Annotated in this window: 12 protein-coding genes; 3 read left to right on the top strand and 9 right to left on the bottom strand. The window is 65.9% G+C overall.

The annotated features are described in order from the left end of the window. Window positions 1-18 precede the first annotated feature (18 nt). Window positions 19-4,200 carry a DEAD/DEAH box helicase gene (locus BXA07_RS17765; RefSeq protein WP_076569435.1) on the bottom strand — a complete coding sequence of 1,394 codons (4,182 nt, stop codon included), beginning with the start codon at window positions 4,198-4,200 and terminating at the stop codon, window positions 19-21. Next, window positions 4,197-6,140, bottom strand: coding sequence for a dipeptidyl-peptidase 5 (locus BXA07_RS17760; RefSeq protein ID WP_076569434.1), 1,944 nt, complete (start codon window positions 6,138-6,140; stop codon window positions 4,197-4,199). Before BXA07_RS17760 ends, BXA07_RS17765 begins: the two co-directional genes overlap by 4 nt. 200 nt (window positions 6,141-6,340) lie before the next feature. Between BXA07_RS17760 and hemE the strand changes: the two genes are divergently transcribed. The 3 genes from hemE (at window position 6,341) to BXA07_RS17745 (ending at window position 10,668) form a co-directional block, all read left to right on the top strand. Continuing rightward, on the top strand, window positions 6,341-7,426 hold the full coding sequence (gene hemE / locus BXA07_RS17755) for a uroporphyrinogen decarboxylase (protein ID WP_071075009.1): 1,086 nt from the start codon (window positions 6,341-6,343) through the stop codon (window positions 7,424-7,426). Between the two features lie 882 nt (window positions 7,427-8,308). Beyond that, complete coding sequence (locus tag BXA07_RS17750) at window positions 8,309-9,979, top strand: sensor histidine kinase (RefSeq protein WP_076569432.1); 1,671 nt, start codon at window positions 8,309-8,311, stop codon at window positions 9,977-9,979. Next, entirely contained in the window at window positions 9,979-10,668 is a 690-nt protein-coding gene (locus BXA07_RS17745; RefSeq protein ID WP_076569431.1) for a response regulator, read from the top strand. Before BXA07_RS17750 ends, BXA07_RS17745 begins: the two co-directional genes overlap by 1 nt. A gap of 3 nt (window positions 10,669-10,671) precedes the next feature. On the opposite strand, the gene BXA07_RS17740 is transcribed toward BXA07_RS17745, so the two are convergent. The 7 genes from BXA07_RS17740 to BXA07_RS17710 are packed head-to-tail and all read right to left on the bottom strand — an operon-like array spanning window position 10,672 to window position 17,263. Further along, window positions 10,672-11,889, bottom strand: coding sequence for a pilus assembly protein TadG-related protein (locus tag BXA07_RS17740; protein ID WP_076569429.1), 1,218 nt, complete (start codon window positions 11,887-11,889; stop codon window positions 10,672-10,674). Between the two features lie 31 nt (window positions 11,890-11,920). Beyond that, on the bottom strand, window positions 11,921-12,325 hold the full coding sequence (locus BXA07_RS17735; protein ID WP_076569428.1) for a TadE family protein: 405 nt from the start codon (window positions 12,323-12,325) through the stop codon (window positions 11,921-11,923). Between the two features lie 28 nt (window positions 12,326-12,353). After that, window positions 12,354-12,809: a TadE/TadG family type IV pilus assembly protein gene (locus BXA07_RS17730; protein ID WP_076569426.1), complete on the bottom strand. Its 456-nt coding sequence runs from the start codon at window positions 12,807-12,809 to the stop codon at window positions 12,354-12,356. Then, window positions 12,799-13,743 carry a type II secretion system F family protein gene (locus BXA07_RS17725; RefSeq protein WP_076569561.1) on the bottom strand — a complete coding sequence of 315 codons (945 nt, stop codon included), beginning with the start codon at window positions 13,741-13,743 and terminating at the stop codon, window positions 12,799-12,801. Before BXA07_RS17725 ends, BXA07_RS17730 begins: the two co-directional genes overlap by 11 nt. A gap of 22 nt (window positions 13,744-13,765) precedes the next feature. Further along, window positions 13,766-14,740 carry a type II secretion system F family protein gene (locus BXA07_RS17720; protein ID WP_076569424.1) on the bottom strand — a complete coding sequence of 325 codons (975 nt, stop codon included), beginning with the start codon at window positions 14,738-14,740 and terminating at the stop codon, window positions 13,766-13,768. Window position 14,741: 1 nt separating this feature from the next. Beyond that, a complete protein-coding gene (locus BXA07_RS17715) occupies window positions 14,742-16,091 on the bottom strand; it encodes a TadA family conjugal transfer-associated ATPase (protein ID WP_083708372.1) in 1,350 nt (449 codons plus the stop codon). Between the two features lie 14 nt (window positions 16,092-16,105). Then, entirely contained in the window at window positions 16,106-17,263 is a 1,158-nt protein-coding gene (locus BXA07_RS17710) for a CpaE/TadZ family protein (RefSeq protein WP_076569422.1), read from the bottom strand. Between the last annotated feature and the right edge of the window lie 4 nt (window positions 17,264-17,267).

The raw sequence follows: 17,267 nt of genomic DNA, 5'->3' as shown, positions 1-17,267 counted from the left end.
TGGAACAGGGCTCGCTGTTCATTTTTTCAAGCCCTCCTGCAGCATGCCCAGCATGTCATTGGCCGACATGCGCGCCGCCGCATCGCTGCCTTCCAGCAGACTGTCGGCCAGGTCGCGCTTGTGCTGGTGCAATTCGACGATGCCTTCCTCGATCGTGTGCTTCGCCACCAGCCGGTAAATGGTGACGGGGCGCAATTGCCCCATGCGGTGGGCGCGGTCCGAGGCCTGGTCTTCCACGGCAGGGTTCCACCACGGGTCCATGTGGATCACGTAGTCGGCCGCCGTCAGGTTGATGCCCATGCCGCCCGCCTTCAGGCTGATGAGGAAGACGTCGCCTTCGCCCGCCTGGAAGGCGTCGACCCGGCGCTTGCGCTCCTGCATGGGCGTGCTGCCGTCGAGATACTGGTAGCTGACGCCATGCTGCTCCAGGTGCTGGCGGATCAGGGTCAGATGGTCGACGAACTGGCTGAAGACGAGCACCTTGTGGCGATTTTCCAGCAGGCCAGACAGCAGTTCGGCGAAGGCCGCCAGCTTGCTGCTGGCCAGCCCCAGCTCGGGCGCCACCAGCTGCGGATTGCAGCAGGCGCGGCGCAGCTTCATGATCTCCGCCAAAATCTGGATGGCCTTTTTCGACGCCGGCCCTTCCACCATGGCCAGCTTTTCCAGCGCCTCGCGGCGCAGCGATTCGTACAGCGCCGTTTCCTGCGGTGACAGTTCCACCTCCAGCACGATTTCCGTGCGCGATGGCAATTCCGACAGCACTTGCGTTTTTGTCCGGCGCAGGATGAATGGCGCGATCAGGCGGCGCAGCCGCAGGCGCGCGCCGGCCGCCGCCCGCTTGTCCTGATCCTTTTCGATCGGTCCCGCAAAGCGCAGGTTGAACTGATCCAGGGTACCCAGCAAGCCCGGGTTAATAAAACGGAACAGATTCCACAGTTCACCCAGGTGGTTTTCCAGCGGCGTGCCGCTGGCCACCATGCGGAAATCCCCTTGCAGGGCCATCACGGCTTGCGAGCGCTTGGTGGCGCCATTCTTGATCGCCTGCGCTTCGTCGAGCACGATCGTATGCCAGCGCACGCCGGCAAACATGGTGGCTTCCTGCTGCAGCAAGCCATAGCTGGCCACCACCATGTCGAAGGGCTGCAAGGTGTCGAGCATGTCGGCCCGGTCGCCGCTGCCGAACAGTTTGATGTTCAAGGTCGGCGCGAAGCGCTGCGCCTCGCTGATCCAGTTCATGCACACGGACGTGGGCGCGACCACCAAGGTGGGACCGTTCGGCGCGCGCGCCAAAATCAATGCCAGCGCCTGCAAAGTCTTGCCGAGTCCCATGTCGTCGGCCAGGCAGGCGCCCACGCCCCAGTGGGCCAGACGCGCCAGCCACTCGTAGCCGGCCAGCTGGTAGTCGCGCAAGTCGGCCTGCAAAGTGCTGGGCAGCTGCGGCTGGTAATCGTCGAGGGCGCGCAGGCGCAGCAGGTGCTCGCGCCACAGTTTGTCGGCCTTGACGCCGCCCGCATCGTTGGCCAGCTCTTCCAGCGCAAACGCGGCCAGCGGGTGGATGTGCACGCCATCGGCATGCGCTTCGCCATACGCGGCCAGCTCGGACAGGCGGCGGTGCAATTCGTCGCTGAGCGCGAGGAACTGGTTGTCGCCCAGGGCCACGAAGCGGCTTTTATTGTTCTGCATCAAATCGAGCAGGGCGCGCAAATCCATGACCTTGTCTTCGTCGATCTGCACCTCGCCGCTGGCGGCAAACCAGTCTTTTTCACTTTTGATATTCAGACGCATCTGGCCGCTGTCGATGCGTTTCGACACGCGCATGGTTTCGCCTTCGGGCCACGCCAAGACCAGCCCGGCGGGGTCGAGCGCCTGCAGCTCCACCAGCAATTGCAGGCCCAGCGCAGGTTGGCCCAGCAGCCACTCGCCATGCTCTTCTTCCGCCTCTTCCAGCACCAGGCAACGTCCGATCAGCTGGCGCTGCGCTTCGCGTTCCCCGTTCAGGTCGCGCCGCGCCTGCACGGCACGGCCCGCCACGTCGGCAAACACGCTTTCGGCGCCGCTGCCCGGCGCGTAATAGGCGCCGTTGTCGTGCAGCGGGCGGACTAAAATCTGCATTTTCAATCCCTGCTGGTAGGGCAGCAGGTGTACGTGCAGGCGGTGGTCGGCCGTGATGACTTCCGCGTCGCCCGCGCCGCCGCCGATGTCCGATTGCACGGTGACCATGGACGAGATGGCGCCGATGGCCTGCAGCACTTGTTTTTCCGCGTGCAGGGGCACGGACAGGCCCAGGCCCACGATGGCGCCGATGCGCCGGTGTTCGTCGAGGATGTGCACCACGCGCAGGCGCGTCGGCGTTTCGCGCTGCACGACGACGTTGCCGCCGTTGTCGGGCAGCGGCGGCTGCATGCCCAGCCACAGTTGCCCCTCGTGCGACTTGATCAGCAGCTCGGGTGCGCCGGCGATCAGTTCCACGCGCGTGTCGGGATGGTCGAGCCAGAAGACGAGCGGGTGGCCCACCAGCAGCACGGCAGCCTTGTCCAGCTCGATTTCATAGCGGGGCGCCGACGAATAGTATTGCTTGAACGGCGCGATGCTGCCGGCCGCGCGGGCGTCCTGCGGCGTGAGGAAATCGATGTCGCCCGCTTCCTCTGCCAGGCGTTTGAGGCCCATGGCGCGGCCCTTGCTCCAGCCGCCCCGCGCATCGCGCTTCTGCTCGCGCACTTCCACGGCCGTCAGGCCGAAGCGCGGGTCGAACGCCACCAGCCACACGAGGCGCGAGACGCTGCCGATGGCTTCGGCGGGCGCGTTCTGCTGCAGGTTGATCAGCGCGCTCAGCTGGCGCTGCCATGCTTCCTGGCGCTCGAACCACGGCGCCATGTCCGTCAGGCCGTGCTGCGCCCGCTTCGAGGTGGCATAGCGCTCCTGCTGCGGTTCGCTCATCAGGCCCAGCAAGCCGGCCGCCTGCGCGGCGATCAGGTCGTAGCCGGCCGCGTCTGCCTGCTGCACCAGCAATGTCAGTTGGGGTTTGCGTTCGCTCAATTGCGGTAGCGCAAGCCAGTAGTACAGCAAGGCCTGGAACAGTTGCGCCTGCAAGCCTGTTTCCCAGCTGCGCGTGGGGATCGCATCGGCTTGCAGCACGCCGGCGCGCACCAGGCGCAAGGTATTGAGTTGCTGGCAGACGATGCTGTCGTGGTTCGGCTGCGCATGCAGGGCGATGTCGAGGTAGGTTTCCGCGCTTTTCAGCAGCTTGGCGTCGTTGCTGCGCAGCAGGGCCAGCACGTACAGGTGGCCGCCGATGCCCGTGAAACACAGCTTGCGCTTGCCCGCTTCCTTGCGCAGCCCTTTCAGGGCCGTTTCAAAGCCCGCCACGGCGTGTGCGTGTTCGCCGCGCAAGAGGGCGATGCTGCTGTCGACAAACAGCGCCTGCGGCCCCTGCTGGCCCGCCAGGTAGCGGGCGGCCGCGTCGAGTTCGCCGCACAGCAGGGCATCCTCGGCCAGGGCCAGCGGCAGGGCGGCGCCGATGTGGTCGCCGGCCGCCGCCTGGCGCGCGTGGTGGGCGCGCGCATAGGCGCGGATGGCTTGCGCCGTGGCCGGTTCGCGCGGGGCGTTGCCCAGAAGCACGGCGAGGATGTCATCCTGCAGTTGCGGCATGACGAAAGACAACATTTCCGGCTCGAACGGCCGGCCGAAGATCTCGATCAGCGGATGCAGCTGCTGCGCTTCATAGCAGGCCATGCAGGCGGCCAGGATGGCGGCCACCTGGCGCACTTCGTCATTGCGCAAGAGAGCGATGCGCAGGCGCGCCACGCCTTGCCGGTAGCTGCGCAATTCCACATAGCCGTCCCAGTTGCGCCGCACGGGGTTGATCAGCTCGATGGCCTGGCACAGGTCGCGGAACACCAGGTGCTCGATGGCGGCGCGCATGGCGGGCCAGCGCAGCTTCGCTTCGCAGGCATAGCCCCGTCCCACCACCTCGGATGCCAGCGCCAGGCGCGCCAGGCGCTGCAGCATGCCTGTGACGGCAAGCAGGGTAAACGGCGTGCCGTCCGGCTCGACGACATTGGCGCGCTGCAAGTGTTCATACACGGCATGCTTGCCCACCGGTTCGCCCGCGATGGCCAGCAGGGCCAGGATCATCTGTTCGTGCTGTTCCAGGGCGGCGAATTCGTCTGGCAGGTGCTGGTCCAAATGCGGATCGGTCATGCGGGCAAGTTGGCGATGTGCACGGGCGGCTCGCCGGCCGCCACGGGCAGGCCGAACACGCGCTGGTAGAAATACAGTTCCGCATCCAGCGTGCGCACGATGTTTTCCGCCTTGCGGAAGCCGTGCCCCTCGCCTTCGAGCGGCACGTAGGCGACGGGCACGCCGCGCGCCTGCAGGGCGTCGACCATCTGCTGCGACTGCTGCGGCGGCACCACCTTGTCGTCGAGGCCCTGGAAGAAGATCATCGGGCGCGACAATTTATCCGTGTGGTGGATGGGCGAGCGCTCGCGGTACAGCGCCTCGGCCTGCGGCTGCGGGGCGATCAGGTAGTCGGTGTAGCGCGATTCGAACTTGTGCGAATCGTCGTCCAGGCCCTTCAGGTCGGATACGCCGTAGTAGCTGGCGCCGGCCTTGAAGACGTCGTGGAAAGTCAGCGCGCACAGGGTCGTCAGGCCGCCCGCGCTGCCGCCGCGCACGATCAGGCGTTCCGGGTCGGCCAGGCCGTTGGCGGCCAGGTACCGGGCGCCGGCGATGCAGTCTTCCACGTCGACGATGCCCCACTGGCCGCGCAGCGCGTCGCGGTATTCGCGGCCGAAACCGCTGCTGCCGCCGTAGTTGACGTCAAGCACGCCGATGCCGCGGCTGGTCCAGTACTGCGTCGCCAGTTTCAAGGTGTTGCTGGCCATGCTGGTCGGGCCGCCATGGCTGATGACGATGACAGGCGGCAAGGTGCCGGCCGGCGCCTGCTCGTCGTCGTTTTTCGGCGGATAGAAGAAGGCGTGGGCCGTGCGGCCGTTGCTGCTAGGAAAGCTCAAGCTGCGTGGCACGGACAGGTAAGCGAGCGCGGGCAAGTGCGTGATCGACTGCGCCAGCACTTCCAGCTCGTGGTTCGACAGGTCGATGCGGGCCAGTTCCAGCGCAATGGTGGGGCTGCCGCCCAGCAGCGCGACGTAGCCGGGGCCCACGCGCAGTTCGCGGATTTCCTGGTAGGGGTGGGGGATCGGCTCCAGCTTGGCCGCCGCCACGTTCAATTGCGCCAGATAGCTGATGCCGGCCTGGATATACGTGCAGACGATCTCGTCGTCGGACAGGAAGCCGTACATGCTGCCGCCGAAGGTCCAGTGCGGCGTGGCAAATTCCGCTTCCATCGGGCACAGCGCCTCGATGTCGGCGCCGTGCAGGCGGTACAGGTTCCACCAGCCGCTGCTGTCGGAAACGAAGTGCAGCAAGCCGTTCGGCGACCATTCCGGCTGGCAGATCGACTCGCGCGCGCCGCCGGCGATCAGGCGCGGCGAGCCCAGCGTGCCGTCCGCCTGCACGTCGGCCAGCCACAGTTCCGTGCCCTGCCACGGCAGGCGCGGGTGGTCCCAGCTGATCCAGGCCAGCTGGCTGCCGTCCGGCGACAAGCGCGGCGCCGCATAAAAATCGTGGCCGCGCGCCAGCACCGTTTCGCGCCCGTCGAAGCCGACGGCGGCCAGGCAGTTTTCCGGCTGCGCGTGGCCTTGCTCCGGATGCTGTTCGCGCACGGCGATCAGGCGGGAACGGGCCGCATCGGCGACGAAGTCCGCGTGGCGCGTGTTGCCGCCCGTGGTGAACGCTTCGGGCGCGGCGTCGCCGGCCACGCGGTACAGGCGGTTGTCGGCGAAATGCGAGAAATACACGGTATCGCCGGCCACGGCATACGCGCCGCCGCCGTATTCATGCACGCGGCTGCGCACATTGAACGGTGCCGGCGTCAATTCATCGACCCGCGCGCCGCGCTGGCGCAGCAGGGTGTTGCGGCCCGCCTCGCTGGCGCGCCCGGCCAGCCAGTACACGTCGCCGCCATCGGCGCCGCCCAGGGCCAGCTGCGTCAGTGGCGAAGCGCCGGCGGCGACGATGGCCGCGCTGATCGGCGATGGCCAGATGCCATAAGGGGTGCTGGATGCGGTCGAGGTCATGCGGGCTCCGTGTAGTGGGGGGATCAAGGGCCGCCAGGCAGGGTCAGGGCGCGTGGCAGCGTGCACCATCATAATGGAAGGGCGGGCGCAGCGAAAGTCATCGCGGTGTGCGGCAAATGCTGCAAAGCGGCACCGGAATCAATGATTTGGCGGCGATTGGATGCGATAATACCGCTTCTCCCAGCTATTGATTGCCTTCCATGCCACAATTTGCTCCGCTCCAGAATGACACTTTCCTGCGCGCCCTGCTGCGCCAGCCGACCGAGCACACCCCCGTCTGGCTGATGCGCCAGGCAGGCCGCTACCTGCCCGAATACCGCGCCACGCGCGAGCGGGCCGGCTCCTTCCTGGGCCTGGCAAAGAATCCCGATTACGCCACCGAAGTGACCCTGCAGCCCCTGGAGCGCTTCCCGCTGGACGCGGCGATTTTGTTTTCCGACATCCTGACGGTGCCCGACGCCATGGGCCTGGGCCTGTATTTCGCCGACGGCGAAGGCCCGAAGTTCGAGCGCCCGCTGCGCACGGAACAGGACGTGAAGGCCTTGCAAGTGCCGGACCTGGAATCGCTGGACTACGTCTTCAAGGCCGTCACGCAGATCCGCACGGAACTCAATGGCCGCGTGCCGCTGATCGGTTTTTCCGGCAGCCCGTGGACCCTGGCGTGCTACATGGTCGAGGGCGGCGGCTCGAAAGAGTTTCATACCATCAAGAAGATGCTGTACAACCGCCCGGACCTGATGCACCACATCCTGGCCATTAACGCCACCTCCGTGGCGCAGTACCTGAATGCGCAGATCGATGCCGGCGCGCAAGCCGTGATGATCTTCGATTCCTGGGGCGGTGCGCTGGCCGATGGCGCCTACCAGGAATTCTCGCTGGCCTACATGCAGCAAGTGGTGGCACAGCTCAAGCGCGACAAGGATGGCGTCAAGATTCCCGCCATCGTCTTCACCAAGGGCGGCGGCCAGTGGATCGAGCAGATCGCCGACATCGGCGCCGATGCCGTGGGCCTGGACTGGACCGTCAACCTGACGCGCGCGCGCCAGCTGGTGGGCCATAAAGTGGGCTTGCAGGGCAATCTCGACCCCGCCATCCTGTTCGCCAGCCCCGAGCAGATCCGCGCCGAAGTGGCGAAAGTGCTCAACGCGTTCGGCGCGCCGTCGGCCGGCACGGGCCACGTGTTCAACCTGGGCCATGGCATTTCGCAGTTCACGCCGCCGGAATCGGTGGCAGCCATGGTGGAAGCCGTGCACAGCATGAGCCGCGCCATGCGCAGCGGCCAGTAAGCGAGCGCACGGTACCCGGCAGCGCCGCGCGCGCCCGGGAAGAAGGCAGGTTTTCCACAGGAAGCCTGCCTTTTTCTTTGGTGCCATGCAACATGCCATACCGACTTATGCACAATTTTTTTTGCTGCGGAAATAACAGGCAGTCGAAAAAGCTTGCCCGGGGGCTTGCTGCAAGTATTTGATTTTTAAGAAATAAAAATTTCATGAATTAATGATCCTTGTCACAACAGGCAAGGTTGTTCTTTTGGCCGGCAGGCTTATAAGTTCATTGTCCACAAAGTTATCAACAGATTCTGTGGATAAAATTGAAAAGTAATTGATTAACCGTGACTTAGCGCAGATGTTCACGTTTCACCTGAAGTGCATGTTGCAGTGCATGATATTTAAACAATTTTTATCGCTGCAATCGGGGTCTGGCACGCCGCGCCTCGCAAAAGCTCTGCTTACCCATGAAAACCATTAAATTCGTTGATTTGCGTCATGCAGATTGCTCATATTCTTGCGTGAAAATCTTACAAATAGCTCAGTTATGCACAGACATGGGAAAAGTCGCCTCCTTTTTACGCCCCCGGGCAGGGATTTTTAAGTCATTGATTTTAATGGATTAATTTTTCTTTCGTGCCCCCTTGACGGCGACCGGAATTTTCTATCCACATTATTCTGGTAGTTAATTTTGCTTTGTCCACAAAGTTATCCACAGAATTATCTTCAGGATGAGGCGCTCTCTTTGCCTGGGTAAAGGAGTGCAGATTTTCCAGTAGACAAAGATTAGTTCCCTGCGTACACTCGACGCTTGCAAAGAAAGCAATTTTGCAAATTTGTGCATAGTGGCAAGCGTAACGCTGTGCCCTGCCTTGACGAAATTCCTAGTGCGGAGGCGCGGTGAAGGACGAAAATGCATTCAGCGTGCAGTTGACGAGCGATACCGCCGATGCTGCCATGGTGTGCGGCATCCGCCTCTTGCTGGCCGTGTTTGCCGTCGTCATCTGCGTCGTCAATCCGGGCGGCGACGTGCACCTGAGCGACCTGGCCACGGTGGTATGCGGCGCGTATGCGCTGCACAGCGCGGCATTATTTGCCCTCATGCAAATTCGCCTGTCCAGCATGCCTGGCAAGGCCATCTATTGGTATGACGTGGGCTGGTTCGGCCTGATCGTCTACTACAGCGGCAGCAGCAATGGCTATGTCTTCCTGCTGTTCTTCTTCGCCATCCTGGCCGCCTCGTTTCAGTTCGGCTTTCGCGAAGGCTCGCGCGTGACCCTGATGTCGGCCGCCGCCCTGATGCTGGTGGCCCTGCTGGCGCAAGCGCCCGAGCAGCGCTGGCATTTGCTGTGGTGTACCAGCTTCCTGCTGGCGCTGGGCCACCTGATCGCCTACTGGGGCGGCATGGGCCTGCAGCAGAAACGCCGCCTGGCCCTGCTGCGCGACGTCAGCCGCCTGTCGAATCCCCGTTTCGGAATCAACCATTCGCTTTCGTCCGTGCTGGAAAAGAACCGCGTCTTCTTTCGCGCCAGCAGCTGCATCCTCGTGCTGCAGGATGGCGACTCCGACAAATGGCTGCTGCGCACGGCGACGGCGGCCAATGCGGGCACTTCGATCGAGCCGGTGCGCCTGTGCGCGAGCGCCATGCCGGCCCTGCTGGCCTTCGCCCCCGAGCACAGCGTGCTGCACGTGCGCCCGCGCCTGAAGTGGTGGCCGTGGATGGGCGGCACGCGCGTGCTGGGGCGCGGCTGCAGCAAATGGCGGCGTTTCGGCGGCGATGCGGGCGAGCGCCTGGTCGAGCTGCTCGAAGCGCGCGCCTTCATCAGCGCATCCTTGCGTTTGCGCAAGGGACAGGGACGCGTGTACCTGATGTCGGCGCGGCACGGCTTCAGCAAGGCCGATGCGCTGTTTCTCAAGCATATCGTGGCGCAAGTGTTTCCCATGATGGAAAACATCGAATTGCTGGACCGGCTCGCATCGGAAGCGGGGCAGCGCGAACGGCAGAAAATTGCCTGCGACTTGCATGACAGTACCTTGCAGCCCTATATCGGCTTGCGCCACGGCATCAGTGCCGTGCGCCAGGCGGCTGCGCCCGACAATCCCCTCATCGACGACCTCGACAAGCTGCTGGCGATGGCCACCGAAGTGGTGGGCGACATGCGCCACTTCGTCAAGAACCTGAACAGCGGGCAATTGCGCAAGGAGCCCGAGCTGCTGCTGGCCTTGCGGCGCCAGGCGGAACAGGTGCGCCAGTTTTATGACATCGACATCGTCCTGCGCGTCTCGCCCGCCATCGAAGTGAGCGACCGCCTGGCGGCCGAAGTGTTCCAGATCGTCAGCGAAGGCATCAGCAATATCCGCAAGCATACGCGCGCGCGGCACGGCACGATCGAAGTCGATTGCAGCAATGGCTGGCTGCAGATCCTGATTGAAAACGAAGGCGATGGCGCGCCGGCCCCGGCCTTCACGCCCTCGTCGATTGCCACGCGCACGGCGGCGCTGGGCGGGCGCCTGCTGGTCAAGCGCCCCGGCGATGGCGGCACCTCGCTGCAGATTGCGATCCCGCTGTGATGCCGGCAGCGAGCGCGCCCGCGTGCGCCGGGCAGGCGATCCGCGTGATGCTGGTCGACGACCACAAGACCATGTTGTGGGGACTGGAAAAGCTGATCGAAGGCACGCCGGAAATGTCGCTGGTGGGCTCGGCAGGCGATGCCGAGACGGCGCTGGCGATGGCGGCCGCGCAGCAGCCGCATGTCATCGTGCTGGACTTGGACCTGGGCGGTTCGTGCTCGACCGATATCCTGCCCCAGCTGCTGGCCGGCGGCGGCACGCGCGCGCTGGTGCTGAGCGGCACCCGCAGCCAGGAATTGCTGGGCAAGGCCGTGCGCGCGGGCGCGCGCGGCGCGCTGGGCAAGGAAGCGCCGGCCGAGCTGCTGCTGCACGTGATCCGCAAGGTGCACCTGGGCGAGCTGTGGCTGGAACAGACCCTGCTCGGTTCCCTGCTCGGCGAGTTGCTGGCGCCCAAGGCGCCCCCGCCGCGCAATCCCGAAGACGCGCGCATCGCCAGCCTGACGGCCAAGGAGCGCAAGATCGTCGGCATGATCGTCGACGGCAATGGCGCGCTGAACAAGGACCTGGCGCAGCGCGCCTTCATCGCCGAACACACCTTGCGCAACCACCTCAGTTCGATCTATCACAAGCTCGGCGTCGGCAACCGCCTGGAGCTGTACGTGTACGCCACGCGGCACAAACTGGGCTGAGCGCTACTCCGCGATGGCCACGCGCGAACCCTGGTAGGCCTCGTTGTACACGGGCTTGCTGAATTCCGACAGCATGCCACCCGTAAACGACATCGTATCGGCGATCAGCATCAGGTAGGGCTTGCCTTTGAGGCCGCCGCTACCCACGAGGTTCAGCGCCGAGGACGGGAAATACAGGGTGCCGGCCAGCTCGCCGCTGACGCCGCCCGTGATCTCGTTCTTGCCCGTGACCTTGTCGCGGTCGCCATAGAAGAGGATGCCGGCCATGGAGCCCGTCTCGGGCGCCGCCAGCTTGAGCACGCCGCTGCCGCGGATGTTCACGGGGCCTTGCGTATAGAAGGCCACGCCGTCGCCGTTCAGGTTGACGGCGCCATCGACCGTGAAGCCGCCCTTGAGCACATAGATACCGGGCGCAAAATTGACAGTCATGCCACCGGACAAGTTAATTCCGCCAGGATACACGCCCGGTTGCAGGGTGTGCGTGCCCGTACCCGTCAGTTTGCCGTTCGCCTGCGTGGCGCCGCCCGCAGGCGGCTGCAGGCGTGCCAGCGGGTCCAGGCGCGCCGCCTGGCCGACCTGCGGCGTGGGCAGGAAAGCGCTGCCGCCGTCGTGCCGGTAGCCGGGCGCCTGCACGCCGATGCTGTCGGCGCGCACGGTCATGGCGCCGCTGGCCGTCAGGGTATTGGCCGCGCTGCCATTGACGAAAATGGCGCAGTGTTCGCCCGTGATTTCGCCGGCTCCCGTGACCGTCATCGCCTCGCTGACATTCTTGCCGTTGAGGGCCAGGAAACAGGTGGCGTCGGGCCGCGCGCCCGCCACTGCGCGCGCCCGCACCTCGACCGTGCGGAAGCCGAACAGGCCCATGAAATGCGTGGGCACGGCTTGCGCCAGCTGCACCTCCACATAGCCGGGGCTTGCCGCATGGGCGCCGGCCAGGGGCGGCAGGTGCACGCTGGTGCCGCTGGCGGCAAAGCCGTTCAGGGCCGCATCGTGCTTGCCGGCCGCGACGATGTCGGCCAGGCTGGCCTGGCGCTGCGCTTCCAGCGCCGCGGAGACGGCGCCCGCGTCTGCCGCCGTCTGCATGCGCCGCTTGACGAGATACAGATTGCCGCTGTCGCCGGCCAGGCCGGCAAAACCGATCAGCAGCGGCAGCAGCAGCGCCGTGGCGACGGGGATGCTGCCGCGCTGGCGGCGGGAACGAAGAGAAGGGGACAGGCGCATGGGATACCTCGGTTCGGCGGATGGAATAGTGTCATTGGGAAATCATCATGCTGGCCGAACTGCGCAGCGGAATGCTGAGCGGGCCGAGCATGGCGCTGACGGGATGGAAGCGGTAGCTGGCGCTGACGGTGACGATGCTGCCGGGCGCGTTGTCGCCGCCATCCCAGCTGACCTCGACCGTGTCGAAGCGCAGGCCGACGGCGTAAGCTTCCACCCGCCGCTGTATCAGCTCGCGCGCGCGCTCGCGGCTGTAGCGGCCATCGGTATTGCCCAGGACGCTGCCATAGCGCGCGCCTTCGCGGCTCGCCTGCGACAGGGTGTTGTAGTTCCATGCCGCCAGCGCCAGATTGACGATGGCAAAGATGAGCAACAGCAGCAGGGACACGGTGATGGCGAATTCGACGGCAAAGGAGCCGCGCTGGCGGATAGGAGGCATGGGCGTGATGTTTTCTTCGGTAGGGCGCCTAGCGCAGGCGCGCCGTGGCGCTGTGCTGCAGCCGCAGCGGCGCCGCGAACCCGGGCAGCAGCGGATAGCCGGCATCGGCCAGCACGTAGCTGGTGCGTACTTCGACATAGGTCCACGGCGCGCTGGCATAGCCGGGACACTTGCCGTTGCCGGCATACGGGCTGCCGTCGGCGCAGCGCTGGCGGATCGCCACGTCGGGCATGGCCATGCCGGGCGCGTCGTGCAGGGCGTCGCGGCGCGCGGCGGCGGCGATGCGCGCCGTGTCCTGCGTCTGGCCGGCCTGCGCGAACTGCACGCCCGCGCGCGCCGCGCTGACCAGCGCCATCTGCAGGTAGTACAGCCGGCTCATGCCCGCGATGCCGAGGAAGATCAGCAGCAGCACGGGCATCAGCAGTGCCAGTTCGACGGCCGCCACGCCCTGCTGGCGCACATGCGCGCGGGCCTTAGCTGGCATCGCGCAGGGCCGGCAGCAGCAGGCGGTAGATTTGCAGGAAGGCCGGCCCCATCAGCACCACCAGCAGCGAGGGAAAGATAAAGAAAATCAGCGGAAACAGCAGTTTCAGGGCGATTTTCGCCGCCTGTTCTTCCGCCCCCTGGCGCCGCTTGGTGCGCAATTGTGCGGATTGCACGCGCAGCGAGGCGCCGATGCCCGTGCCGAAGCGTTCGGCCTGGATCAGCATCGTGACGAGGGCGTCGACATCTTCCACGCCCGTGCGCAAGGCCAGGTTGCGCAAGGCTTTTTCCTTGTTGCTGCCGGCGCGCAGTTCCAGCGTGACGAGGGTCAGCTCCTCGCTCAGCACGGCGCTTTTCAGCACGATTTCCGCCGCCACGCGGGCCAGCGCCGCATCCATGCCCAGGCCCGCTTCGACGCAGACCGTCATCAGGTCCAGCGCGTCGGGGAAGTTCTCGAAAATGTCGCGCTGGCGCTGCTTGACCATGTGCGCCAGCACCACGTTGGGCAGGTAGTAGCCGAGGGCCATGGCGATGAGCAGGCACAGCACCAGCGTGCTGCCGCCGAGCTTGGGAAAGGACTGGTGCAGCAGGAGGAAGACCGCGGCCGGCAGCGCCAGCGCCAGCGTCGTCTTGGCGGCGAAGAACAGCAGCGGCGCGGCGTTCGAGCGCAGGCCCGCGTGCATGAAGCGGCTGCGCAGCGGCGAGCCTTCCCAGTTTTCGGCCGGCGAGGACAATTTGCCCAGCGGTACGGCCAGGCGCAGCAGGCGCGCCAGCCAGCGCCTGCCGCCGGCCTTGCGGCCGGGTGCCTGCGGTCCGGCCAGCGCCGCCAGGCGCGATTGCAGGGTCGGCGAAGCGAAGGGGCGCAGCAGCAACAGCATGGCGCCGAAGGCGGCGCAAAAGGTCAGCGCCAGGAACAGCAATTGCAGAAAACTCATGACCATCCTTTCGGGAAAAATCTCAGATGCGAATGCGCGTGACCTTGCGGATTATCAAAATGCCCAGCGCCATCATCACGCCGGCCGTGACCAGCATCTTGCGTCCGCCGCTGTCCAGGTACAGCACGCTGAGGAAATCGGGACTGGTCAGCTGCATCATCAGCGCCACGGCAAACGGCATCAGCCCCAGGATCCAGGCCGACATGCGGCCCTCGGCCGACAGCACGCGGATTTGTCCCAGCAGTTTCAGGCGGTCGCGGATGATGGCGCTGATGCTGCCCAGCAACTCCGACAGGTTGCCCCCCGTTTCGCGCTGGATCAGCACGGCGACGACGAAGTAGCGCAGGTCGGTGCTGGGCACGCGGCTGGCCAGGTTGCCCAGCGCATCGCTCATGGCCACGCCAAAATTGACTTCATCGAAGACGGCGCGAAATTCGCTGCCCAGCGGCGCCGCCATTTCATCGCCGGCCATTTTCAGCGCCGTGGGAAAGGCGTGGCCGGCGCGCATGGCCCGCCCCATCAGGTCCAGCGCATCGGGCAATTGCTGTTCGATGCGCTTAAGCCGTTGCTGCTGCGCGCGGCGCAAGTGCAGCAGGGGCAGCGCGGCGCCCAGCGCCCCCAGGCCCGCCAGCAGGGACAGGGGCAGCCCCAGCAGCGCACCCAGCAGCAGTCCGCCCAGCAGGGCGGCCAGGCTCCAGCCCAGCAGCTGGGCCACCGTCTGCTGGCGTCCCGCCTGCAGCAGCAAGCGGTCCAGCACGGCGGCCGGCGGCAGCGCCTGCAGCGCGCGCTGCAACAGCGGGTGGCGCGCCAGCAGGCGCTGCTTGCTGATCGACAGGGCGGGATGGCTGTCGGCGCTGCCCCTGCTGGCATTGCGCACGCGCTGGGCCACGCGCCCGGGCGCGCGGTTGCGCATGCCGCGCCAGGCCAGGTAGGCGCCGCTGGCCAGCAGCAGGGCGGCGCTGAAGACCAGGGCGCCGAAGAGGAACAGGTCGGCCATCTCAGCCCCCCTGCCGGGTCGGTTCGAACAGCTGGGCCGGCACCGTGATGCCGAACGTATGCAGGCGTTCGAGGAAGCGGGGGCGGATGCCCGTCGAGGAAAAATGCCCGAGCACGGTGCCGCCGTCGCCGATGCCCGTCTGGCGGAAGCTGAAGATTTCCTGCATGGTGATCATGTCGCCTTCCATGCCCGTGATTTCCTGGATCGAGGTGACCTTGCGCTTGCCGTCGGTCAGGCGCGACACCTGCACCACCACGCTGACGGCCGAGCTGATCTGCTGGCGCATGGCCTTGCTGGGCAGGCTGGCGGCGGCCATGCTGATCATGTTTTCCAGCCGCGTGATGGCGTCGCGCGGGGTATTGGCGTGGATGGTGGCCATCGAGCCCTCGTGGCCCGTGTTCATGGCGCCGAGCATGTCGAGCGCCTCGCCGCCGCGCACCTCGCCCAGGATGATGCGGTCGGGGCGCATGCGCAGCGCATTGCGCACCAGCGCCCGCTGCGTCACCTCGCCCTTGCCCTCGATGTTGGGCGGGCGCGTTTCCAGGCGCACCACGTGCGGCTGCTGCAGCTGCAGCTCGGCCGCGTCTTCCACCGTGACGATGCGCTCGGTGGCGCCGATGAAGCCGGAAATGACGTTGAGCATGGTGGTCTTGCCGCTGCCCGTGCCGCCCGAGATCAGGATGTTGATCTTCGCCTTGCCCAGGCCCTGCAGGATTTCCGCCATGCCGGCCGTCATGCTGTCGTAGGCCACCAGGTCGGCCAGGCGCAGCGGATCGGCCGAGAAGCGGCGGATCGACATCACGGGGCCGTCGATGGCCAGAGGCGGGATGATGGCGTTCACGCGCGAGCCGTCCGGCAGCCGCGCGTCGACCATGGGACTCGATTCGTCGATGCGGCGACCCACGCGCGAGACGATCTTGTCGATGATCTTCATCAAATGCGCGTCGTCGCTGAAGCACACGTCCGTCAGTTCCAGCTTGCCGCGCCGCTCCACGTACACGCGCTTGTGGGTGTTGACGAGGATGTCGGACACGGTGGGGTCGGCCAGCAGCAGTTCCAGCGGCCCGAAGCCCAGCATTTCGTGCTGGATGTCGCGCGTCAGGTTCTTGCGTTCGAGCTCGTTGATGACCACGGCCTCTTCTTCCAGCAGGCGCTCGACCAGCAGGCGCAGCTGTTCGCGCACCTGCTCGGGCGCGAGGCGCTGCAGGTTTTCCAGGTCCACCCGGTCGAGCAGGATGGCGTGGATGCGCTGCCTGAGCAGCTGGTAGGCGCGGTTGTCGATGGTGCCCGCGCGCTGGTGCGGGAGCAACTGGCCCAGCCGTTCGCGGATCGGGATGGTGACTGCGTTCATGGTGTTGTCCTTGCTCAGGCGCGGCGCAGCAGCCGGCCCAGCCAGCCGTCCTGCGCGGCGATGGGGGCCGCGCCGCTCAGGCGCCGGGCGAATTCCTGCAGCGCCCGCGTGATGGGGCTGGCGGGGGCCAGCTGCAGCACGGGGATGCCCTGGTTGACGGAGGCGGCCGCCGCTTCATAGTGGTTGGGCACGGTCATGTAGACATCGCTGCCGTAGGCCGTCACCAGGTCGTACACGCTGATCTCGCTGCCCTTGTCGTGGCGGTTGACGACCAGGTGGATCTTGTCCATCGGATAATCGAGCGAATGAAAGACATCGAGCAGGCGCTTGCCGTCGCGGATGTAGGGCAAGGTGGTTTGCAGCACGGGAAAAATCATGTCGGCCTGGTCCAGCGCGCGGATGCTGATTGCGTCGAGGCTGCGGCCGATGTCGAGCACGATGAAGTCATATTGCTGGCGCGCCAGCCTGAGGATGGCGTCCACGTGTTCCGGCTTCACGTCGTTGGCCAGCGTGGGGTCGTCGGGCGCGGCCAGCACGCCGTAATTGGGCAGGACATTGAGCATGCTCGAGGCCAGGAACGAGGGGTCGAGGCGGTGGATCTGCTGCGCCACGTCGGCCAGCGTGGCCAACGGTTTCTGGTCGGAAACAAACAGCGAGGCATCGCCGAACTGCAGGTTCATGTCGATCAGCGCCACGCGGCTGTCGCCCTGCGCCGCCAGCGCATAGGCCAGGTTGGTGGCCAGGAAGGTGGCGCCGCTGCCGCCCTTGCACGAGATAAAGGCCAGCAGCTTGCCGTTGGCGTCGCTGCGCCGCTGCAGCTTTTCCTCGATGCGTTCGAGAGCCTGGTACAGGCAGCCGGGCGGGGCGGGATAATCGATTACCTCGCGCACGCCGGCGCGCATGGCTTGCAGCAGGAAGTCCGGCGTGTGATGGCGGCACAGCAGGATGAAGGCGATGCGCGGGTGCTGGTTGCCCAGCCGTTCCAGGCTGTCGAGGTCGCCCGCCTCGCAATTCGGCTGGTCGACGATGACCACGTCCGGCGAACTGGCTGCGGGCAGTCTTTTCAAGGCGCCGGCCAGGGTCTCCACCTGGTGCGCCGGGTTGCGGTTGCGCAATAGCGCGGCGATGCCGGCGAGGCTTTTTTCATCTCTCGATATGACGGTGATGTGCACGGTA

The sequence above is a fragment of the Janthinobacterium sp. TND4EL3 genome (assembly GCF_900156175.1).
Lineage (GTDB): Bacteria > Pseudomonadota > Gammaproteobacteria > Burkholderiales > Burkholderiaceae_D > Janthinobacterium.
This window is presented reverse-complemented; position numbering and strand designations above follow the sequence as displayed.